The following is an 18,383-nucleotide window of genomic DNA, read 5'->3' as shown; positions in this document are numbered from 1 at the left end:
TCGGCTGACTGCCGCGTTTTGGAACATGAGACCCCGAACGCTGCGGTCGAGAGGCATGCATTAGGCTGGAGAGGTGAAGACCTTTGATTCTCTCTACGCCGAACTCCAGCAGAAATCCCTCGATCGACCGGCCGGTTCGAAGACCGTGGCCGAACTCGACGCCGGAGTCCATGCGATCGGCAAGAAGGTCGTGGAAGAGGCCGCCGAAGTGTGGATGGCCGCCGAATACGAAACCAACGACGAGCTCGCCGAGGAGATCTCGCAGCTGCTCTACCACGTGCAGGTGATGATGATCGCCAAGGGGCTCACCCTCGACGACGTCAACACCCACCTGTAAGTGCCTTTCACGAACCTGACCGACCCGCCGCCATCGAACTCCAAAGGGACCCCATGCTGCGTGTAGCCGTGCCCAACAAGGGCGCACTGTCCGAAGCCGCCTCTGACATGCTCAGCGAGGCCGGATACTCCACTCGACGCGGAACCAAGACACTCGTCCATCAGGACGAGGTCAACGGAGTCGAATTCTTCTACCTGCGCCCCCGCGACATCGCCATCTACGTCGGCTCCGGCATCCTCGACGCCGGAATCACCGGCCGTGACCTGCTGCTCGAGTCGCAGGCCGAAGCCGATGAGGTGCTCGGACTCGGATTCGGCGCGTCCCGCTTCTTCTACGCCGGCACCACCGGCTCCTTCACCTCGCCCGACCAGCTGGCCGGTGCCCGCATCGCCACGAGCTTCCCGAATCTCGTGGATGCCGACCTGCAGCGGCGCGGCATCGCCGCAACGACCGTGCAGCTCGACGGAGCGATCGAGGTCTCCATCCAGCTCGGAGTCGCCGACGCCATCGCCGATGTCGTCGAGACCGGTTCCACTCTGCGGGCCGCGGGACTCGAGACCTTCGGCGAGCCGCTGCTCGAATCCGAAGGCGTGCTCATCCAGCGCGCCGGCGCCGAATCCCGCATCGGCGTGCTCAAACGCCGCCTCGAATCGGTCATGGTCGCCCGCCAGTACGTGCTCGTCGACTACAACATCGAACAGCGCCTGGTTCCCGAGGCGATCTCGCTGACCCCGGGGCTCGAATCCCCGACCGTGTCACCGCTGCAGGAGACCGGGTGGGTCGCAGTGCGCGTCATGGTCGAAGCGAAGGAAGTCAACAACGTCATGGACCGTCTCTACGGAGTCGGGGCGCGTGCGATTCTGGTGACGAACATTGGCGCCTGCCGAATCTGATCTTGCCGTGTTCCGGCCTCGGCAGGTGCGCATCATCAGCATCGTCGGTGCCGTTGCCGTGACCGCAGGGTTCGCGGTCCTGTCCGTGGCGCTGTTCGTCGTGGACTGGGAACCGTGGACAGTGCTCGACATGGTATGGATGAACCTGCTGGGCATTCTCTTCGGAGCCGCCCTGCTGCGCATCTCGGACATCCAGGCTCGGCCCACCGAGGAGGGCCTGGTCGTCAAGAACATGGTGCGCACTCGGCGGCTCGACTGGGGGCAGATCCTCGGTGTGACGTTCTCACCCGAGGGCGATGACCCGTGGCCCCTGTTGGATCTCACCGACGGCACCACCTGTGCGGTGATGGCGATCCAGCATGCAGACGGTCGCCGCGCCCATGCGGAGGTCGCACGATTGCGTATGCTCATCAAGAGACGCACCCACTTCAAGGAGGACTAGGAATGGCGAACGAGACACCCGAGACCACGGCGGGACCCCTGACCGGATATACCGTCGTCGACCTTTCCCGAGCCCTCGCAGGCCCTCATGCGGGAATGATGTTCGGCGACCTCGGTGCGCGCGTGATCAAGGTCGAGAACCCCGGCAAGGGCGATGATTCGCGGTCCTGGGGACCTCCCTTCGTCGGGCCTGCGGACAACCCTCAGGCCACCTACTTCTTCTCGTGCAACCGCAACAAGGAATCCATCGCCCTCGACCTCAAATCCGACACGGGCAGAGACACCCTGACCGGACTCATCGCACGCGCCGATGTGCTCATCGAGAACTTCCGCTCCGGTGTCCTCGACCGCCTCGGCTTCTCCACCGCCCGCTGCATGGAGATCAACCCCCGCCTGGTCATCCTCTCCATCACCGGATTCGGCCATGACGGCCCCGAAGCCTCCCGGGCAGGCTACGACCAGATCGCCCAGGGCGAAGCCGGACTGATGTCGCTGACCGGCTCGGGGCCCGATGACATGCAGCGCGTGGGTGTGCCGATCGCCGACCTGCTCGCCGGAATCTACGGCTCGTACGGGGTGCTGGCGGCCCTGCTCGAACGCGAACGCACCGGCAAGGGCAAGGTCGTGCGCACCTCGCTCATCGCCGGAATGGTCGGCGTCCACGCCTTCCAGGGAACCCGTGCCACCGTGGCCGGTCAGGAACCGCAGCCGGGCGGCAACCACCACCCGTCGCTGTCTCCGTACGGACTCTTCACCTGCCGCGACGGCGCCGTGCAGATCTCCGTGGGCAACGAGAACCTGTGGCAGAAGTTCTGTGCGGCCTTCGACATCGATCCCGCCACCGAGGGCTTGGCCGACAACGCCTCACGCGTGGCCAACCGGCCCGCCCTCATCGAACTCATCGAGGACCGCTTCTCCGCCTACGACGCCGCCGATCTGCTGCACAGACTCACCGAGGCGGGAATCCCGTCCGGCACGGTGCGCACCCTGCCCGAGGTCTACCAGTGGGACCAGGCACTCAGCCAGGGACTCAAGGTCTCCGTCGACCACCCGGTGCTCGGCGACATCGACCTGCCCGGACCGCCGCTGCGCTTCTTCGACGCCGACGCCTCCGGTGAGGTCGAAACCACCCGCACCGCTCACGACGCCCCGCCGCTGCTCGACGAAGACGCGGAATCCATCGTGGCGTGGCTCGCCGACGGAAACTGAGGGGGAGACCTCATGCCGCGTCTCAACGCCTTCGAACTCGTCGACATCGTCCTCGACGAAGGCTCCTTCCTGTCCTGGGACTCCGCACCGATCCGACCCGCCGGCGGGATCTCGGCCGCCTACGCGGCTGCACTCGACGCCGCTGCGCAGAAGTCCGGCGTCGACGAATCCATCATCACCGGCGAAGGCACCATCGACGGCCGCCGAGTGGCCGTGATCGCCGGCGAATTCCGGTTCCTCGCCGGCTCGATCGGCGTGGCCGCGGCCGAGCGCCTCGTCGACGCGATCGAACGCGCGACCCTCGAAGGGCTGCCGCTGCTGGCCGGCCCCGCCTCGGGCGGCACCCGCATGCAGGAGGGCACGATCGCCTTCCTGTCGATGGTGAAGATCACCAACGCCGTCATCGCCCACCGCAAGGCCGGACTGCCCTACCTCGTCTACCTGCGCCATCCGACCACAGGCGGCGTCTTCGCCTCCTGGGGATCGCTGGGGCATGTCACCGTGGCTGAGCCCGGATCCCTCATCGGATTCCTCGGCCCCCGAGTGTATGAGGCAATCTACGGGGAGACGTTCCCTCAGAACGTGCAGACCGGGGAGAACCTGCACAAGATGGGCATCGTCGACGCCGTCATCGGTCCCGAACGCATCGCCGGCACCGTCTCCCGCGTCCTCGATGTGCTCATGGGCGCCCAGGAGGTTCCGAGCCAGGTGCCGAATCCGGACACAGCCCCGGCCACCGTCGACCCGAACTCCGATGCCTGGGCCGCGATCACCAGCTCGCGCCGGCCCGAGAGGCCCGGCGTCCGTGACCTGCTGCGGACCGCCGCGAACACCGTGCTGCCGCTCAACGGCACCGGCGAAGGCGAGAAGGATCCCGGACTGCTGCTGGCCCTGGCGAAGTTCGGTTCCGCACCGTGCATCGTCCTCGGCCAGGACCGGTTCCGGCAGGACTCCCGGGCCCCCATGGGACCGGCGGCCCTGCGTGAGGCCAGGCGCGGAATGCGTCTGGCAGCGGAACTGCGCCTGCCGCTCGTCACCGTCATCGACACCCCCGGTGCGGCCCTGTCGAAGGAAGCCGAAGAGGGCGGAATCGCCGGTGAGATCGCCCGCAGCCTCGCCGACCTCGCGAACCTCGACGCCCCCTCCGTCTCGCTCATCCTCGGCGAGGGCTCCGGAGGCGGCGCACTGGCACTCATCCCCACCGACCGGGTGCTCAGCGCCGAGAACGGCTGGCTCTCGCCGCTGCCGCCCGAAGGCGCCTCGGCGATCGTGCACCGCACCACCGAGAAAGCTGCCGAGATGGCTCAGAACCAAGGTGTGCACGCCCCCATGCTGCAGGCCAACGGAGTCGTCGACCGGATCATCGCCGAACACCCCGACGCCAGCGACGAGCCGTTGGACTTCGTCGCCCGGGTCGGTGAGACACTCGAATACGAACTCATCTCGCTCATGCGCGAACCATCGGCCAGACGCCTGGCCCGCCGGATGGATCGCTATCGGGGCCTGGGAATCTAGGAGGACTGCGTGGTAGCTGTCAGAGTCATCCCCTGTCTGGACGTCGACGGCGGACGCGTCGTCAAGGGAGTGAAGTTCGCCGACCTCAAGGATGCCGGCGACCCCGTCGAACTCGCCCGCCGCTACGGCGAGTCCGGAGCCGACGAACTCACCTTCCTCGACGTCACGGCCAGCAGCGGTGACCGGGAGACCGTCCACGACGTCGTCCGCGCCTGCGCCGAAGAGGTCTTCATCCCGCTCACCGTCGGCGGAGGCATCCGCAGCGTCGCCGACGTCGACCGTCTGCTGCGCGACGGGGCCGACAAGGTCTCGGTCAACACTTCGGCGGTGACGAACCCGGAGCTCATCAGTGAGATCTCCCGGCACTTCGGCAACCAAGTCCTCGTCCTCTCCCTCGACGCCCGCCGGACACAGGGGACGACCACGGCATCCGGATTCGAGGTCACCACCCGCGGCGGCCGCGAAGGCACGGGACGCTGCGCCATCGACTGGATCCGGGAAGCCGCCGACCGCGGGGTCGGCGAGATCCTGCTCAACTCCATCGACGCCGACGGCACCCGTGAGGGATTCGATCTCGAGCTCATCCGTGCCGCCCGCGCCGCCGTCGACGTGCCGCTCATCGCCTCGGGCGGAGCCGGCAAGGTCGAACACTTCGCCCCGGCGGTGGAAGCAGGAGCCGATGCTCTGCTGGCCGCCAGCGTCTTCCACTTCGGCACTCTGAGCATCGCCGAGGTCAAGGACGCACTGCGGAAGGAGGGAATCGAGGTCCGATGAGCAGCGATATCGATGCCACCCCGGAGAACTGGCGGGAGATCATCCGGCTGAACGACGACGGACTCGTCCCCGTCATCGTCCAAGAGGCCACGAGCCGCGACGTGCTCATGCTCGCCTGGATGGACGTTGAGGCCGTCTCCCGCACACTCGAGACGAAGCGGGCCACCTACTGGTCCAGGTCCCGGCAGGAATACTGGGTGAAGGGCGAGACCTCCGGCCATGTCCAACATGTCCGTTCACTTGCCCTCGACTGCGATGCCGACGCCCTGCTCATGCTCGTCGACCAGACCGGACCCGCCTGCCATACGAACACCCCGACCTGCTTCACCGGAAGGATCATCAGTGTCGACTGACCCAGCGGCGAACCCGACCGACCTGCCGATCCGACCCAGCCTCGACCAGTTCCGAGCCCTCGGCGCCGAACACCGGCTGGTACCGGTCCACACCCAGGTACTCGCGGACTCGGAGACCCCGCTGAGCCTCTACCGCAAACTCACCGACGGCGGACCGGGAAGCTTCCTCTTCGAATCCGCCGTCGCCGGTTCCTGGGCCCGGTACTCCTTCATCGGATCCGCACCGGTGGCCACCCTCATCTCGACCGATGACGGATTCCACTGGACCGGCACCCCGCCGGTGGGCATCCCCACCGACGGCGACGTCCTCGACGCGGTCACCGCGACTCTCGAGCTCCTCGCCGTGGCCGAGGCGGAATCGGAGCTGCCGCCCATGGTCTCGAGCTTCGTCGGCTATTTCGGGTGGGACATCGTCCGCCGCTTCGAGAAGCTCGGCCCGCCGCGGCCCAACGAACACCACCTGCCGACCGTGCAGCTGATGATCCCCGGCGATATCGCCGTCTTCGACCACTATTCGGGAATGGTCACCCTCGTGGCCAACGTGTTCAACGTCAACGGCGCCGATACCGGCATCGACGACGCCTACGCCTCCGGAGTCGAACGCATCGCCGCGATGTGTGAGCGCCTCCAGCAGCCCAGCCCAGCCGATATCCTGCGCCCCAGGAAGGCCGACCCCGAGGTGGCCACCCGTACCGAACCGCAGGTGTACCTCGACGGTGTGGAGACGGCGAAGCAGAAGATCGTCGACGGAGAGATCTTCCAGGTCGTCGTCGGCCAGCGCTTCGACACCCCCTGCGATGCCGATGCGCTGAGTGTGTACCGGATGCTGAGGCATGCGAACCCGAGCCCATTCATGTACCTGCTCAACCTCCACGACGACGGAGGGGAGCCGGTGAGCATCGTCGGCTCCTCACCGGAAGCGCTCGTCACCGTCCGGTCCGGAGAGGTGGTCACCCACCCGATCGCCGGTTCGCGCCCCCGCGGTGCCACACCGGAAGCTGATGACTCCCTGGCACGGGAGCTCCTGGCCGATGAGAAGGAACGAGCCGAGCACCTCATGCTCGTTGACCTCGCCCGCAATGATCTGGCGAAGGTCTGCGCGGCCGGAACCATAGACGTCAGCGAGTTCATGGACATCGTCCGCTACAGCCACATCATGCACATCAGCTCGACCGTGCGCGGTGAACTCGAGCCCGGAACCACCGCCATCGACGTGCTCCGGGCGACCTTCCCCGCCGGGACGCTCTCGGGTGCGCCCAAACCCCGGGCGCTGCAGATCATCGACGAGCTCGAACCCGTCGGACGCGGAATCTACGGGGGAGTGGTCGGCTACATGTCCTTCACCGGTGACCTCGATCTGGCCATCGCCATCCGCACCGGAGTGCTCCGGGACGGCACGATGAGCGTCTTTGCCGGAGGTGGGCTCGTCGCCGATTCCGTGCCGGAGACCGAATACCAGGAATCCGAGAACAAGGCCGCGGCCGTGCTGCGTGCGGCCGCCGCGGCCGACGCGCTGCGCACGGGCGAAGGAAGCCGGAGGTGAGGCCATGACGAAATCACGCGGAGTCCTCATCGTCCTCGTCATCGCCGCCGCACTGTGGGCGCTGACGATCTCCGCCTGGCAGGCCGGCGCCGGCGGCGACACACTCGGACCCACCGGTGTGGCGAAGGTCACCGAGGATGCGAGTTCGCAGGCCTCGCCCGTGGCCACCGCCTGTGTGGCGATCATCGCCGTCTCGGGTCTGCTCGCCGCAATGCTCGGTCGGATCGGACGCTTCGTCGTCCTCGGTCTGGCCGGGATCGCCGGCATCGGCTACGGGATCACGGCCCTGAGTGCCGCCTCGGCGCCGGGAGCGACTTCCTGGGCGATCATCGCGGCAGTGGCTGCGGGCATCGGCGTCATCGGCATCATCTGGGTCGCCGTCGCCTCGGACGGGTGGACGAACTCCAACCGCTACGCCCGCACCGCCGAATCCGCCGGCGGGGAATTCGACTCGGCCGCGACCTGGGACGCCCTGTCCCGCGGAGACGACGTCGAGGACGCCCCCGACGATGAAGAGCCGAACGGTCCTGATGCCGAGCGGGATTCGAAATGACCTTGTGACCGGGTCGGTGTCCGGTCAGCAGACGAAGCGTGACACAATGGAGGAAAGATTCCACACGCGTGTCACGCACTCACACTAAGGAGCGCCATGTCGCAGTCCATCGCCCGCAACGGGGCCGCAGATCTCGACAAATCCACGATCGACTACGCAGCGATCGCCGATCCCGGTCACGGCAACTCTGTGGCGGGATGGACCGGAGTCATCATCATGCTCATCGGCGTGAGCGTCGGCTGTGTGGGCTTCACGATCCATAACCCCACGATCACCTACATCGCCATCGGCATCGTCGCCCTCGGCGTCGTCGTCGGACTGATCCTGCGTGCCGTCGGGCTGGGCAACAAGCCGAAGAAGAAATGACGGTTCTGGGCGACATCATCTCCGGTGTGCGGGACGACCTGCAGTCACGCCGGAGAGAGGTTCCGTTGAGCGCGATCACGGCTCGGGCCGCAGCGGCCGAACCGGTCCGTCCCTTCGACCTGTCCGCCGACTTCGGCGTCATCGCCGAGGTCAAGCGGAAATCGCCCTCCCGTGGGGACCTCGCCCGGATTCCCGACCCGGGCACTCTCGCGGGCCTCTATGCCGCCGGCGGAGCCCGGGCCATCAGCGTGCTCACCGAGGCCCGCCGCTTCAACGGCAGCCTCGCCGACCTCGACTCCGTGCGGGCGTCCGTGGACATCCCGGTGCTGCGCAAGGACTTCATGGTCGACGAATACCAGTTCCATGAGGCCCGTGCCCACGGCGCCGATATCGTGCTGCTCATCGTCGCGGCCCTCGATCCCATCCAGCTGGGCGACTTCCATGCCCTGGCCACGGAGCTGGGGATGACCGCGCTCGTCGAGACCCACAACCGCGAAGAACTGGAGATCGCTGCCGCGCTCGGTGCCGAACTCATCGGCGTCAACACCCGCAACCTCAAGGATCTCAGCGTCGACACCGACCGGTTCGCACCTCTGGCCGATCTCGCCCCGGCCGGCTGCACCCTCGTCGCGGAGTCCGGCGTCGCCGGTGCCGCCGAGGTGACGAAGTACGCGGATGCCGGCGCCGACCTCGTGCTCGTGGGCGAAGCCCTCGTCACCGGCGGTCGTCCGCAGGCCGCGGTCGACGAGTACACCGCGCTCGGCCGGGAACAGCGCTCCCTGTCCGCATCCTGAACCCGCCCCCCGTCGGCTGCCTGAAGTGGCCGACGATGGGCCGATACCGTACCCATCCGGTCGTCGGGCGCAGCGGGGCCCTCCGCCCCGCTCGACGACACCACGAGGAGATCGAGAAGGATCGCAATGACCGATTTGAGCCAGGAGACAGGACCGTACTTCGGCGAGTTCGGAGGCAGGTTCATCGCCGAAGCGCTGATCCCGGCGCTCGACGAGATCGAAGAGACCTGGCGCAAGTCCCAGGTGGACCCGGCCTTCACCGACGAACTGCTCACCCTGCAGCGCAACTACATCGGCCGTCCCTCTCTGCTCACCGAGGCCACTCGCTTCGCCGAGCACTGCGGTGGGGCGCGCGTGTTCCTCAAACGCGAAGATCTCAACCACACGGGCAGCCACAAGATCAACAACGCACTGGCTCAGGCGCTGCTGGCGAAGCGGATGGGCAAGACCCGTCTCATCGCCGAGACCGGAGCCGGTCAGCACGGAGTCGCGACGGCGACAGCGGCGGCCCTGCTCGACATGTCCTGTGTGGTCTACATGGGTGAGGAGGACACCCAGCGTCAGGCTCTCAACGTCGCGCGCATGCGTCTGCTCGGCGCCACGGTCAACGCCGTGACCAACGGCACGCGCACGCTCAAGGACGCGATGAATGAAGCCCTGCGCGACTGGGTGGCCAACGTCGACGACACCCACTACGTCATCGGCACGGTCGCCGGCCCCCACCCGTTCCCGGCGATGGTCCGCTCGTTCCAGAAGGTCATCGGCATCGAAGCGCGCGAGCAGATCCAGGAGCTGGCCGGCCGTCTGCCCGATGCCGTCTGCGCCTGCGTGGGCGGCGGATCGAACGCGATGGGACTCTTCGCCGCATTCCTGTCCGATGCCGATGTGAAGATCTACGGCTTCGAAGCCGGCGGCGAAGGAGTCGACACCGGCCATCACGCCGCTCGGTTCTCCGGGGGGCGCCCGGGCGTCCTCCACGGCTCGGCCACCTACATCCTCCAGGACTCCGACGGACAGACCCTGGCCTCCCATTCGGTCTCCGCCGGCCTCGACTACCCGTCGGTCGGTCCCGAACACTCCCACCTCCACGACACCGGCCGGGTGACCTACCAACCTGTCGTCGACGACGAGGCGATGGAGGCCATGCGGCTTCTTTCCCGCACCGAAGGCATCATCCCCGCCATCGAATCCGCCCACGCTCTGGCCGGGGCCATGCGCATCGGCCGTGAGCTCGGACCCGATGCGGTCCTGCTGGTCAATCTCTCCGGCCGCGGCGACAAGGACATGACGACCGCCGCGAAATGGTTCGACTACATCGACGAAGGAGCGGTGCAGGTATGACGCACGCAGGCCCACGCACAGGAACCACCCTCGACGCCGTCGCCGAGGCGGGCCGCAAGGCCGCGCTCATCGCCTACCTGCCGGTCGGCTTCCCCACTGTGGCGGGATCGACCGAGGCCATGGTCGAACTCGTCCGCAGCGGCGTCGACATCATCGAGGTCGGCATGCCCTACTCCGATCCCGGAATGGACGGACCCGTCATCCAGCGTGCCGGTGAGACTGCCTTGGCCAACGGAGTGCGCACCGCGGACATCTTCACCGCAATCGAAGCCATTGCCGACGCCGGCGGCACCGCCGTCGTCATGAGCTACTGGAACCTCGTGCTCCAGTACGGCATCGACAGCTTCGCCCGCGATCTCGCCTCGGCCGGCGGCGGCGGCATCGTCACCCCCGACCTCATCCCCGATGAGGCCGGACCGTGGTTGACGGCGTCGGAGAAGCACGGCCTCGACCGCATCTTCCTCGCCGCACCCTCATCGACGCCCGAGCGGCTGGCCCGCATCGTCGAGAACAGCTCCGGTTTCGTCTACGCCGCCTCGACCATGGGTGTCACCGGCGTCCGCTCGGAAGTCGACAACCACGCCCGCGAACTCGTCGCCCGGCTGAAAGAAGCCGGTGCTGAACGCGCCTGCGTCGGCCTGGGCGTGTCGAACCGCGACCAAGCGGCCGAGGTCGCCGAATACGCCGACGGCGTCATCGTCGGTTCCGCCCTCGTCCGCGCACTGGGCTCCGAGGGAGCGGCCGGGGTCGGTCGACTCGCCGGCGAGCTCGCAGAAGGGTGTGCATGAGCTTCAGCCCGGCATGGGTCGTCTTCACCGTCCTCGGCATCGGACTCGCACTGTGGATGACAGGCATCCAATGGCGCTCCCGCGGCGGCCACAAGGGAGACCTGTGGGCCATCACGGTCGTCGGTCTTCCTGCCGCCGTCATCGGCGGGCGGCTCGGCCATCTGATCGCGGCGTCGGACACCTATTTCGGCCCCGCCGGCGATCCGTTGCGGGCGCTGGCCGTCTGGGACGGGGGCTTCAGCTTCTGGGGAGCGACCATCCTCGGCTTCGTCTCCGTGTGGGTGCTCACCCGCTTCCAGGGCATCAGGTTCCGACCGCTGCTCGACTCCGTCGCACCGGGACTCATCCTCGGCCACGTCGCCGGTGCCTTCAGCGACTGGTTCGACGGTCGCCTCGAACTGGTCACGGTCCTCACCGAATCGGTGTGGAACCTCATCGCCTGCATTGTGCTCATCATCGTCTCCAAGCGCCTCCGGCTCGGCTACGGCCAGGTCTTCGCCCTCTACCTGTGCCTGTTCGGCCTCGGCCGCATCCTGCTCGAAGCCCTGCGCGTCGGCAGCCCGGCCGCCGAGGATGCACGGCTCCTCCTGGGACTGCCGTTCAACGTGTGGACGGCCGTCCTCGCCCTGCTCATCGGTCTCTGCTGGCTCGTCGTCTCCCGTCTGCGCCACCGCACCCATGAGACCGGCGTCTACGCGCACGGATCTCGCACCCTGCTGCGTCGACACCGCCGTGGGAAGCACACCTTCGGGATCAATGCGCCCAATATCGCCGAGGCGGCCGAGACCTCCGGAGCTCCGCTGCCGTCCGTGGCGCGGGTGGCCGACCCCGATGACCGCGCGAGCGCGGACGCGCCCGTCGCCGCGACTGACACCGAGGCTGACGAGATGGAGATCGAGCGCGAATCAGACATCGATCTCAGCGGTCGCCACAGCTTCGGTTTCTTCGGAGCCGTGACCTCGGCGATCTCGATCGTGCCCGATGTGCGCGGAAATTCGGCGCCTGCCTCCCACGAAGAGAACCCGCGAAGGTCCAACAAATGAGACGAATTGGTTCGCTGTTCGTTCCTTTGTCTGCTTTTTCTGAAATTGCACATGGTGTAAGTTAGGACTCCGGCTGTGAGAGTGATCTCACAGCCGGGTTCGGAAACGCTGTTTTTCGGACTCGTCCACACCGCAAGGGACAGCGCCGTCTTTTCGGGAAGCACTCAACACCGAGAAGGCAGGATATGAACCACAGCGCTCAGTCGACCCCCAAGACCACGGCCCCACCTGGCCGCATCGGTCTCTACGATCCGGCGCTCGAACACGACAACTGCGGCCTCGCGCTCATCGTCCGCTATCGCGGATCTGCCGACCACGAGGTCGTCGAACAGGCCCTGACCGCTCTGCGCAAGCTCGAGCACCGAGGCGGCATCGGTTCGGACGAGGGCACCGGCGACGGTGCGGGCATCACTCTCCAGGTGCCCCATGACTACTTCGCCGAGGTGCTCGCCGCCGACGGCATCGACCTGCCCGAGCCCGGCGCGTACGCCGTGGGCATCGGATTCTTCGCCCAGGACTACGGCCGCGATCTCAAGGCCGCAACCCCGCCGCTGTCGGAGAACGTGTCCCCGGACTTAGGCGCCGGCTCCGCGGCCGGCGACGAAACCCAGGACGACCTCGTCGCCCGGATCGCCGCCGAGGAGGGCCTGCGCGTCCACGCGGTGCGGGATGTGCCCCACGATGACAGTGTGCTCGGCGACATCGCCCGGTCGACCATGCCGCGGATGCGCCAGGTCTTCCTCACTTGCGACGAGCGCTACCCGGCCCGTGACGACGCGGACCTCACCCGTCGCGCCTACATCGTGCGCAAGCGACTCGACCACGCGGGCATCTACTTTCCCTCGCTGTCCCCGGCGACCATCACCTATAAGGGGATGCTCTCGACCGGTCAGCTCTCTTCGTTCTACACAGAACTCCGCGACGAGCGGCTGACGTCGCGGATCGCACTGGTCCACTCGCGCTTCTCGACGAACACCTTCCCGTCGTGGCAGCTCGCCCAGCCATTCGGCACGATCGCTCACAACGGCGAGATCAACACCGTGCGCGGCAACCGCAACTGGATGCAGGCCAGGGAATCGAAGCTCGCCTCCGAACTCCTCGTCTCTCCCGTGCCCGAGACCGCGCGCAGCCTCGACCGGCTGTGCCCGATCGTGCCGCCCGGTGCCTCCGACTCGGCGTCGTTCAATGCCGTCGTCGAGCTCATGGTCGCCTCCGGACGATCGTTGCCGCAGACGATGCTGATGATGATCCCCGAGGCCTGGGAGAACAATCCGGGCATGGGCGAGGAGCGTCGGGCCTTCTACGAATATCATTCGCTGCTCATGGAGCCCTGGGACGGTCCCGCCTGTGTGGCCTTCACCGACGGCCGGCTCGCCGGCGCCGTCCTCGACCGCAACGGCCTGCGCCCGGCCCGGTACGTGATGACCGAGGACACGGTGGTGCTCGCCAGCGAGGTCGGAGTCGTCGATCTGCCCGAGTCCGAGGTCGTCGCCCGCGGCCGCCTCACCCCGGGCCGCATGTTCCTCGTCGACACCGAGTCCGAGCGCATCATCTCCGACACGGAGATCAAGAACCAGCTCGCCACCGACCACCCCTATTCCGACTGGGTGGACAGTTGCTCGAAGCGATTGAAGGATCTGCCCACCCGCGTCCACGTCACTCACCCGCAGTCCTCGGTCAGGCGCCGCCAGCGCACCTTCGGCTACACCGAGGAGGAGCTGCGAATCCTCATCTCGCCGATGGCCGAGACCGGGGCCGAACCGCTGGGTGCGATGGGCACGGACACCGCGATCGCAGCGCTCAGCCAGCGACCTCGCCTGCTCTTCGACTACTTCCACCAGAACTTCGCTCAGGTGACGAATCCGCCGCTCGACTCGATCCGCGAGGACATCGTGACGAGCATGGCTGCCGGGATCGGCCGAGAGGGCAATCTGCTCGAGTTCTCGAAGCCCGACTCCGCGCACATCCTGCTCGACCAGCCGGTCATCGACAACGACGAGCTCACGGCGATCGCGCACGTCAAGGGCAGCCACCTCGGCGTGGAGAACGCACACCCCTCCGTGATCCTCTCCGGCCTCTACTCGGTCAACGGGGGAGAGGACGCGATGGCCGAGCGTCTCGAGGCGCTGTGCGCCGAGGCGAGCGCGGCGATCGAGGCCGGCGCCGTGTTCATCATCCTCTCCGACCGGGACTCGACGGCCGATCTCGCTCCGATCCCGTCGCTGCTGCTCACCTCGGCGCTGCACCACCACCTCGTGCGCGAACGCTCGCGGACGCGGGCGAGCATCATCGTCGAGGCCGGTGACGTCCGCGAGGTCCACCACGTCGCGACCCTCGTGTCCTTCGGGGCGTCCGCGGTCAATCCGTACCTCGTCATGGAATCCGCCGAGGCGCTCGTCCGCTCGGACCGGATCCGGGGAATCAGCGAAGAGGCCGCAGTTGCCAACGTGCTCACCGCGCTCAACAAGGGACTGCTCAAGATCATGTCGAAGATGGGCATCTCGACTGTGCAGTCCTACCACGGGGCGCAGACCTTCGAGGCTCTGGGACTGTCCGAAGCATTCATCGACAAGTACTTCACCTCGACTCCGCACCAGCTCGGCGGCAGGGGCATCAGGGAGATCGCGGCGGAGACGAGTGCCCGCCACGGGGACTCCTACCGCGATGATCACCCCCGCCCCTCGCACCGGAACCTCAACGTCGGCGGGGAGTACCAGTGGCGTCGCGAAGGGCCGGAGCATCTGTTCAACCCGGAGACGATCTTCAAGCTCCAGCACTCCACCTCCACGGGACGCTTCGACATCTTCGGCCAGTACACGGCACAGATCAACGAACAGTCGCGCGAGCTCATGACGCTGCGCGGTCTCTTCGACCTCGTTCCACGCGAATCGGGCCCGATCGACATCTCCGAGGTCGAACCGGCCGAGGAGATCATGAAGCGGTTCTCGACCGGAGCGATGAGCTACGGTTCGCTGTCCCAGGAGGCCCACGAGACCCTGGCGATCGCGATGAACCGGATCGGCGGCAAGTCGAACACGGGCGAAGGCGGCGAGGACACCGAGCGGCTCATCGACCCCGAGCGCCGTTCGGCGATCAAGCAGATCGCCTCGGGGCGCTTCGGCGTCACGAGCCACTACCTCACCGAGGCCGACGACCTGCAGATCAAGATGGCGCAGGGAGCCAAGCCCGGCGAGGGCGGGCAGCTGCCCGGGACGAAGGTCTACCCGTGGATCGCGAAGACTCGTCACGCGACTCCGGGCGTCGGGCTGATCTCGCCTCCGCCGCACCATGACATCTACTCGATCGAGGACTTGGCCCAGCTCATCCACGACCTCGGCCGCGCCAACGCCAAGGCTCGGGTCCACGTCAAGCTCGTGTCCGCGATCGGCGTGGGCACGGTGGCTGCCGGAGTGGCGAAAGCCGGTGCCGACGTGGTCCTCATCTCCGGGCACGACGGCGGAACCGGAGCGAGTCCGCTCAATTCGCTCAAGCATGCGGGCACTCCCTGGGAGCTCGGCCTCGCCGAGGCTCAGCAGACCCTCGTGCTCAACGGTCTGCGCGAGAAGGTCAGCGTACAGGTCGACGGTCAGCTCAAGACCGGCCGGGATGTCATCATCGCAGCCCTGCTCGGCGCGGAGGAGTTCGGGTTCGCGACCACGGCCCTCGTCGTCTCCGGCTGCATCATGATGCGCGTGTGCCACAAGGACACGTGCCCGGTGGGTGTGGCGACCCAGAACCCGAAGCTGCGCGAGCGCTTCCACGGTCAGGCCGATCACGTCGTCAACTTCTTCACCTTCATCGCCGAGGAGGTCCGCGCCTACCTGGCGGCACTCGGCCTGCGCAGCCTCGATGAGGCCATAGGCGCGGTCGAGCGGCTGAGCATCGACGAGGAGCGGGCGGCCGCAACAGGTCTCGACCTCGATCTCGCCTCGATCCTCAAGGTCCCCGTCGACCTCCACGGCAGCTCCGACGTCGCACGCAAATGCGGCGAACCCGTCGACCGCGACTTCGCCGACGAGCTCGACCTCCGCCTGCTCGAGCAGGCCCGAGACGCCATCTCGGAGGGCACGGAGACGACGATCACCTCGGCGATCGAGAACACCGACCGCTCGGCGGGCACCCTGCTCGGCCATCACGTCACTCTCGCCCACGGGCAAGCGGGACTGCCGGACCACACGATCCGGCTCGAGCTGCGCGGAACTGCCGGACAGTCCCTCGGCGCCTACCTGCCGAAGGGGGTCAGCATCGAACTCCACGGTGATGCGAACGACTATGTCGGCAAGGGCCTGTCCGGAGGAATCGTCAGCGTTCGGCCGCATGCGGCGAACCCCACCCGACCCGAACACAACGTCATCGCCGGCAATGTGCTCGGCTACGGGGCGACGGCCGGCAAGCTGTTCTTCTCGGGACAGGTGGGGGAGCGGTTCCTCGTCCGCAATTCCGGCGCCGAGGCAGTCGTCGAGGGCATCGGCGACCACGGCCTCGAATACATGACTGGAGGTGTGGCAGTCATCCTCGGTGGCACCGGCCGGAACTTCGCCGCAGGCATGTCCGGCGGCACCGCCTATGTGCTCGACTTCAATCCGGCCCGACTCAATCCCAAGGAGCGGGCGGCCGGGGTCTTCCGCTTCACCGGCGTCGGTGTGGACGATATGGAGATCCTCGAGCGGCTGCTGCGTGAGCATGTCGAATGGACTGCCTCACCGCTGGCCGGCGAGCTCCTCGACGGACTGCGCCGAGGACAGGACGTCCTCTCCCGCTTCACGAAGATCATCCCCGTCGCCTACGCGACGGTCAAAGACATCCAGGACGAGTTCGTCGCGGCCGGCAAGGCCGTCGACTCGGACGAGGCCTGGCACACGATTCTGGAGGCGACCAATGGCTGATCCGCACGGATTCCTCACCGTCGAACACCGGGAGCTGCCGAAGCGGCGCCCCGTCCCGATCCGTCTCATGGACTTCAAGGAGGTCTACGAGGCGGGTGATCCCGAGCAGCTGCGACGGCAGGCGTCACGCTGCATGGACTGCGGCATCCCCTTCTGCCATCAGGGCTGCCCGCTGGGCAACCTCATCCCGGAGTTCAACGACGCGATGTACCGCGGCGAGCTCCCGCGCGCCGTCGAACTGCTCCACGCGACGAACAACTTCCCGGAGTTCACCGGGCGTGCCTGTCCGGCCCCGTGCGAGAACGCCTGCGTCCTCGGCATCAACCAGCCGGCAGTGACGATCAAACAGGTCGAGGTCACGATCGTCGATCAGGGCTTCGAGGCCGGTCTCATCCAGCCGATCATCCCCGAGCGGATCACGGGCCACACGGTCGCCGTGATCGGATCCGGTCCCACCGGGCTGGCCGCGGCCCAGCAGCTGACCCGAGCCGGGCATACGGTCGTCGTCTACGAACGCGCCGACCGCCTCGGCGGACTTCTGCGCTACGGCATCCCGGACTTCAAGCTGGAGAAGCACCACATCGATCGTCGACTCGATCAGATGCGTGCGGAGGGCACCCGCTTCAAGACCTCGGTCGAGGTCGGACGCGATGTCACGCTCGAATCCCTGCGTTCGAGCTTCGATGCCGTCATCGTGTGCACGGGTGCGACGGTTCCGCGCGACATGCCGATCCCCGGCCGCGATCTCGACGGGGTCGAATTCGCCATGGACTACCTCGTGCCCTCGAATCGGGATCAGGCGGGCGATCATCGCGGCCCCGAGGCCGACTCGTCGGCGTTCATCGATGCCGCGGGCAAACACGTCATCATCATCGGCGGCGGGGACACGGGCGCCGACTGCTTGGGCACTGCCCTGCGCCAGAAGGCCGCCTCGGTGACGACTCTGGCGATCGGCGCCCAGCCGCCTGCCGAACGCAGTGAGAGCGATCCGTGGCCGACCGTTCCTCGCGTCTTCGAAGTCCAGTCCTCGCACGAGGAGGGCGGAACGCGGAAGTACCTCGCCTCGACCACGCGCTTCGTCGGCGACGACACCGGCCGCGTGAGCGGGATCGAGGTCGCCGAGACCCAATTCGTCGACGGCCGCCGGATTCCGACACCGGGCACCGAACACGTCCTCGAGGCCGATCTCGTGCTGCTGGCACTGGGCTTCTCCGGACCGGAATCGGAATCGTTCGATCTCGACGTCGCGAAGACCGGAGCCTTCACCCGTGATGACTCCTACGCTTCGGAGACCCCCGGAGTCTTCGTCGCCGGCGATGCCGGACGCGGGCAGTCGCTCATCGTGTGGGGCATCGCCGAGGGGCGCGCCGCGGCCGCCGAAGTCGACCGGTTCCTCACCGGGTCGACGAGGTTGCCGGCACCCGTGCAGCCCACCGACGAAGGGTTCAAATGCTAAGATAGGTTATGTCAGAAATTGAGAAAAGGCGGTGGGGCGGCACAGCGCAGTGCCGTCCCACCGTCCGTGACCAGCGCCGATCGGTGAAAAC

16 protein-coding genes are annotated in these 18,383 nt (G+C 67.2%); all 16 read left to right on the top strand.

The window, feature by feature from the left end; genetic code table 11:
* The first annotated feature begins 73 nt into the window (after positions 1-73).
* Positions 74-337, top strand: coding sequence for a phosphoribosyl-ATP diphosphatase (locus tag CXR29_RS09500; protein WP_127364396.1), 264 nt, complete (start codon positions 74-76; stop codon positions 335-337).
* Positions 338-390: 53 nt separating this feature from the next.
* On the top strand, positions 391-1,230 hold the full coding sequence (hisG, locus tag CXR29_RS09495; protein WP_101593429.1) for an ATP phosphoribosyltransferase: 840 nt from the start codon (positions 391-393) through the stop codon (positions 1,228-1,230).
* 25 nt (positions 1,231-1,255) lie between these two features.
* Positions 1,256-1,672, top strand: a complete 417-nt coding sequence (locus tag CXR29_RS09490; protein WP_241241398.1) for a PH domain-containing protein — start codon at positions 1,256-1,258, stop codon at positions 1,670-1,672.
* A gap of 2 nt (positions 1,673-1,674) precedes the next feature.
* A complete protein-coding gene (locus tag CXR29_RS09485) occupies positions 1,675-2,880 on the top strand; it encodes a CaiB/BaiF CoA transferase family protein (RefSeq protein WP_101553484.1) in 1,206 nt (401 codons plus the stop codon).
* Between the two features lie 12 nt (positions 2,881-2,892).
* Positions 2,893-4,395, top strand: coding sequence for a carboxyl transferase domain-containing protein (locus CXR29_RS09480; RefSeq protein ID WP_101553485.1), 1,503 nt, complete (start codon positions 2,893-2,895; stop codon positions 4,393-4,395).
* A 9-nt stretch (positions 4,396-4,404) separates the two neighbouring features.
* Positions 4,405-5,169, top strand: coding sequence for an imidazole glycerol phosphate synthase subunit HisF (gene hisF / locus CXR29_RS09475; protein ID WP_101593434.1), 765 nt, complete (start codon positions 4,405-4,407; stop codon positions 5,167-5,169).
* Positions 5,166-5,522 carry a phosphoribosyl-AMP cyclohydrolase gene (gene hisI / locus CXR29_RS09470; RefSeq protein ID WP_101553487.1) on the top strand — a complete coding sequence of 119 codons (357 nt, stop codon included), beginning with the start codon at positions 5,166-5,168 and terminating at the stop codon, positions 5,520-5,522. Before hisF ends, hisI begins: the two co-directional genes overlap by 4 nt.
* On the top strand, positions 5,512-7,065 hold the full coding sequence (locus CXR29_RS09465) for an anthranilate synthase component I (RefSeq protein WP_241241397.1): 1,554 nt from the start codon (positions 5,512-5,514) through the stop codon (positions 7,063-7,065). Before hisI ends, CXR29_RS09465 begins: the two co-directional genes overlap by 11 nt.
* Before the next feature lie 4 nt (positions 7,066-7,069).
* The gene (locus tag CXR29_RS09460) at positions 7,070-7,618 is read left to right on the top strand and encodes a Trp biosynthesis-associated membrane protein (RefSeq protein WP_101593437.1); all 549 of its coding nucleotides are present in this window, start codon (positions 7,070-7,072) and stop codon (positions 7,616-7,618) included.
* Positions 7,619-7,714: 96 nt separating this feature from the next.
* On the top strand, positions 7,715-7,984 hold the full coding sequence (locus tag CXR29_RS09455; protein WP_101553490.1) for an HGxxPAAW family protein: 270 nt from the start codon (positions 7,715-7,717) through the stop codon (positions 7,982-7,984).
* Positions 7,981-8,778, top strand: coding sequence for an indole-3-glycerol phosphate synthase TrpC (gene trpC / locus CXR29_RS09450; protein WP_101553491.1), 798 nt, complete (start codon positions 7,981-7,983; stop codon positions 8,776-8,778). Before CXR29_RS09455 ends, trpC begins: the two co-directional genes overlap by 4 nt.
* A 126-nt stretch (positions 8,779-8,904) precedes the next feature.
* Positions 8,905-10,119 (top strand): tryptophan synthase subunit beta, encoded by a 1,215-nt coding sequence (trpB, locus tag CXR29_RS09445; protein WP_101553492.1) that lies wholly within the window; start codon positions 8,905-8,907, stop codon positions 10,117-10,119.
* The gene (gene trpA / locus CXR29_RS09440; protein ID WP_101553493.1) at positions 10,116-10,907 is read left to right on the top strand and encodes a tryptophan synthase subunit alpha; all 792 of its coding nucleotides are present in this window, start codon (positions 10,116-10,118) and stop codon (positions 10,905-10,907) included. Before trpB ends, trpA begins: the two co-directional genes overlap by 4 nt.
* Positions 10,904-11,950 carry a prolipoprotein diacylglyceryl transferase gene (locus tag CXR29_RS09435; RefSeq protein WP_101553494.1) on the top strand — a complete coding sequence of 349 codons (1,047 nt, stop codon included), beginning with the start codon at positions 10,904-10,906 and terminating at the stop codon, positions 11,948-11,950. The genes trpA and CXR29_RS09435 overlap by 4 nt, the downstream gene beginning before the upstream one ends.
* A 185-nt stretch (positions 11,951-12,135) precedes the next feature.
* Entirely contained in the window at positions 12,136-16,836 is a 4,701-nt protein-coding gene (gene gltB / locus CXR29_RS09430) for a glutamate synthase large subunit (RefSeq protein ID WP_127364394.1), read from the top strand.
* Complete coding sequence (locus CXR29_RS09425) at positions 16,829-18,292, top strand: glutamate synthase subunit beta (protein ID WP_101553496.1); 1,464 nt, start codon at positions 16,829-16,831, stop codon at positions 18,290-18,292. The genes gltB and CXR29_RS09425 overlap by 8 nt, the downstream gene beginning before the upstream one ends.
* Positions 18,293-18,383: the final 91 nt, after the last annotated feature.

Origin of the sequence: Brevibacterium linens (genome assembly GCF_003999335.1) — a bacterium.
Lineage (GTDB): Bacteria > Actinomycetota > Actinomycetes > Actinomycetales > Brevibacteriaceae > Brevibacterium > Brevibacterium linens.
Note: the sequence above shows the minus strand (reverse complement) of the source record. Positions and strands in the feature narration are given on the sequence as shown.

Bases quoted from the DNA above. Each gene is read 5' to 3' on its own strand.
- hisI (WP_101553487.1), top strand. From the start codon at position 5,166: ATGAGCAGCGATATCGATGCCACCCCGGAGAACTGGCGGGAGATCATC.
- gltB (WP_127364394.1), top strand. From the start codon at position 12,136: ATGAACCACAGCGCTCAGTCGACCCCCAAGACCACGGCCCCACCTGGC.
- trpC (WP_101553491.1), top strand. From the start codon at position 7,981: ATGACGGTTCTGGGCGACATCATCTCCGGTGTGCGGGACGACCTGCAG.
- CXR29_RS09455 (WP_101553490.1), top strand. From the start codon at position 7,715: ATGTCGCAGTCCATCGCCCGCAACGGGGCCGCAGATCTCGACAAATCC.
- trpA (WP_101553493.1), top strand. From the start codon at position 10,116: ATGACGCACGCAGGCCCACGCACAGGAACCACCCTCGACGCCGTCGCC.
- CXR29_RS09435 (WP_101553494.1), top strand. From the start codon at position 10,904: ATGAGCTTCAGCCCGGCATGGGTCGTCTTCACCGTCCTCGGCATCGGA.
- CXR29_RS09480 (WP_101553485.1), top strand. From the start codon at position 2,893: ATGCCGCGTCTCAACGCCTTCGAACTCGTCGACATCGTCCTCGACGAA.
- CXR29_RS09425 (WP_101553496.1), top strand. From the start codon at position 16,829: ATGGCTGATCCGCACGGATTCCTCACCGTCGAACACCGGGAGCTGCCG.
- trpB (WP_101553492.1), top strand. From the start codon at position 8,905: ATGACCGATTTGAGCCAGGAGACAGGACCGTACTTCGGCGAGTTCGGA.
- hisG (WP_101593429.1), top strand. From the start codon at position 391: ATGCTGCGTGTAGCCGTGCCCAACAAGGGCGCACTGTCCGAAGCCGCC.
- CXR29_RS09460 (WP_101593437.1), top strand. From the start codon at position 7,070: ATGACGAAATCACGCGGAGTCCTCATCGTCCTCGTCATCGCCGCCGCA.
- CXR29_RS09485 (WP_101553484.1), top strand. From the start codon at position 1,675: ATGGCGAACGAGACACCCGAGACCACGGCGGGACCCCTGACCGGATAT.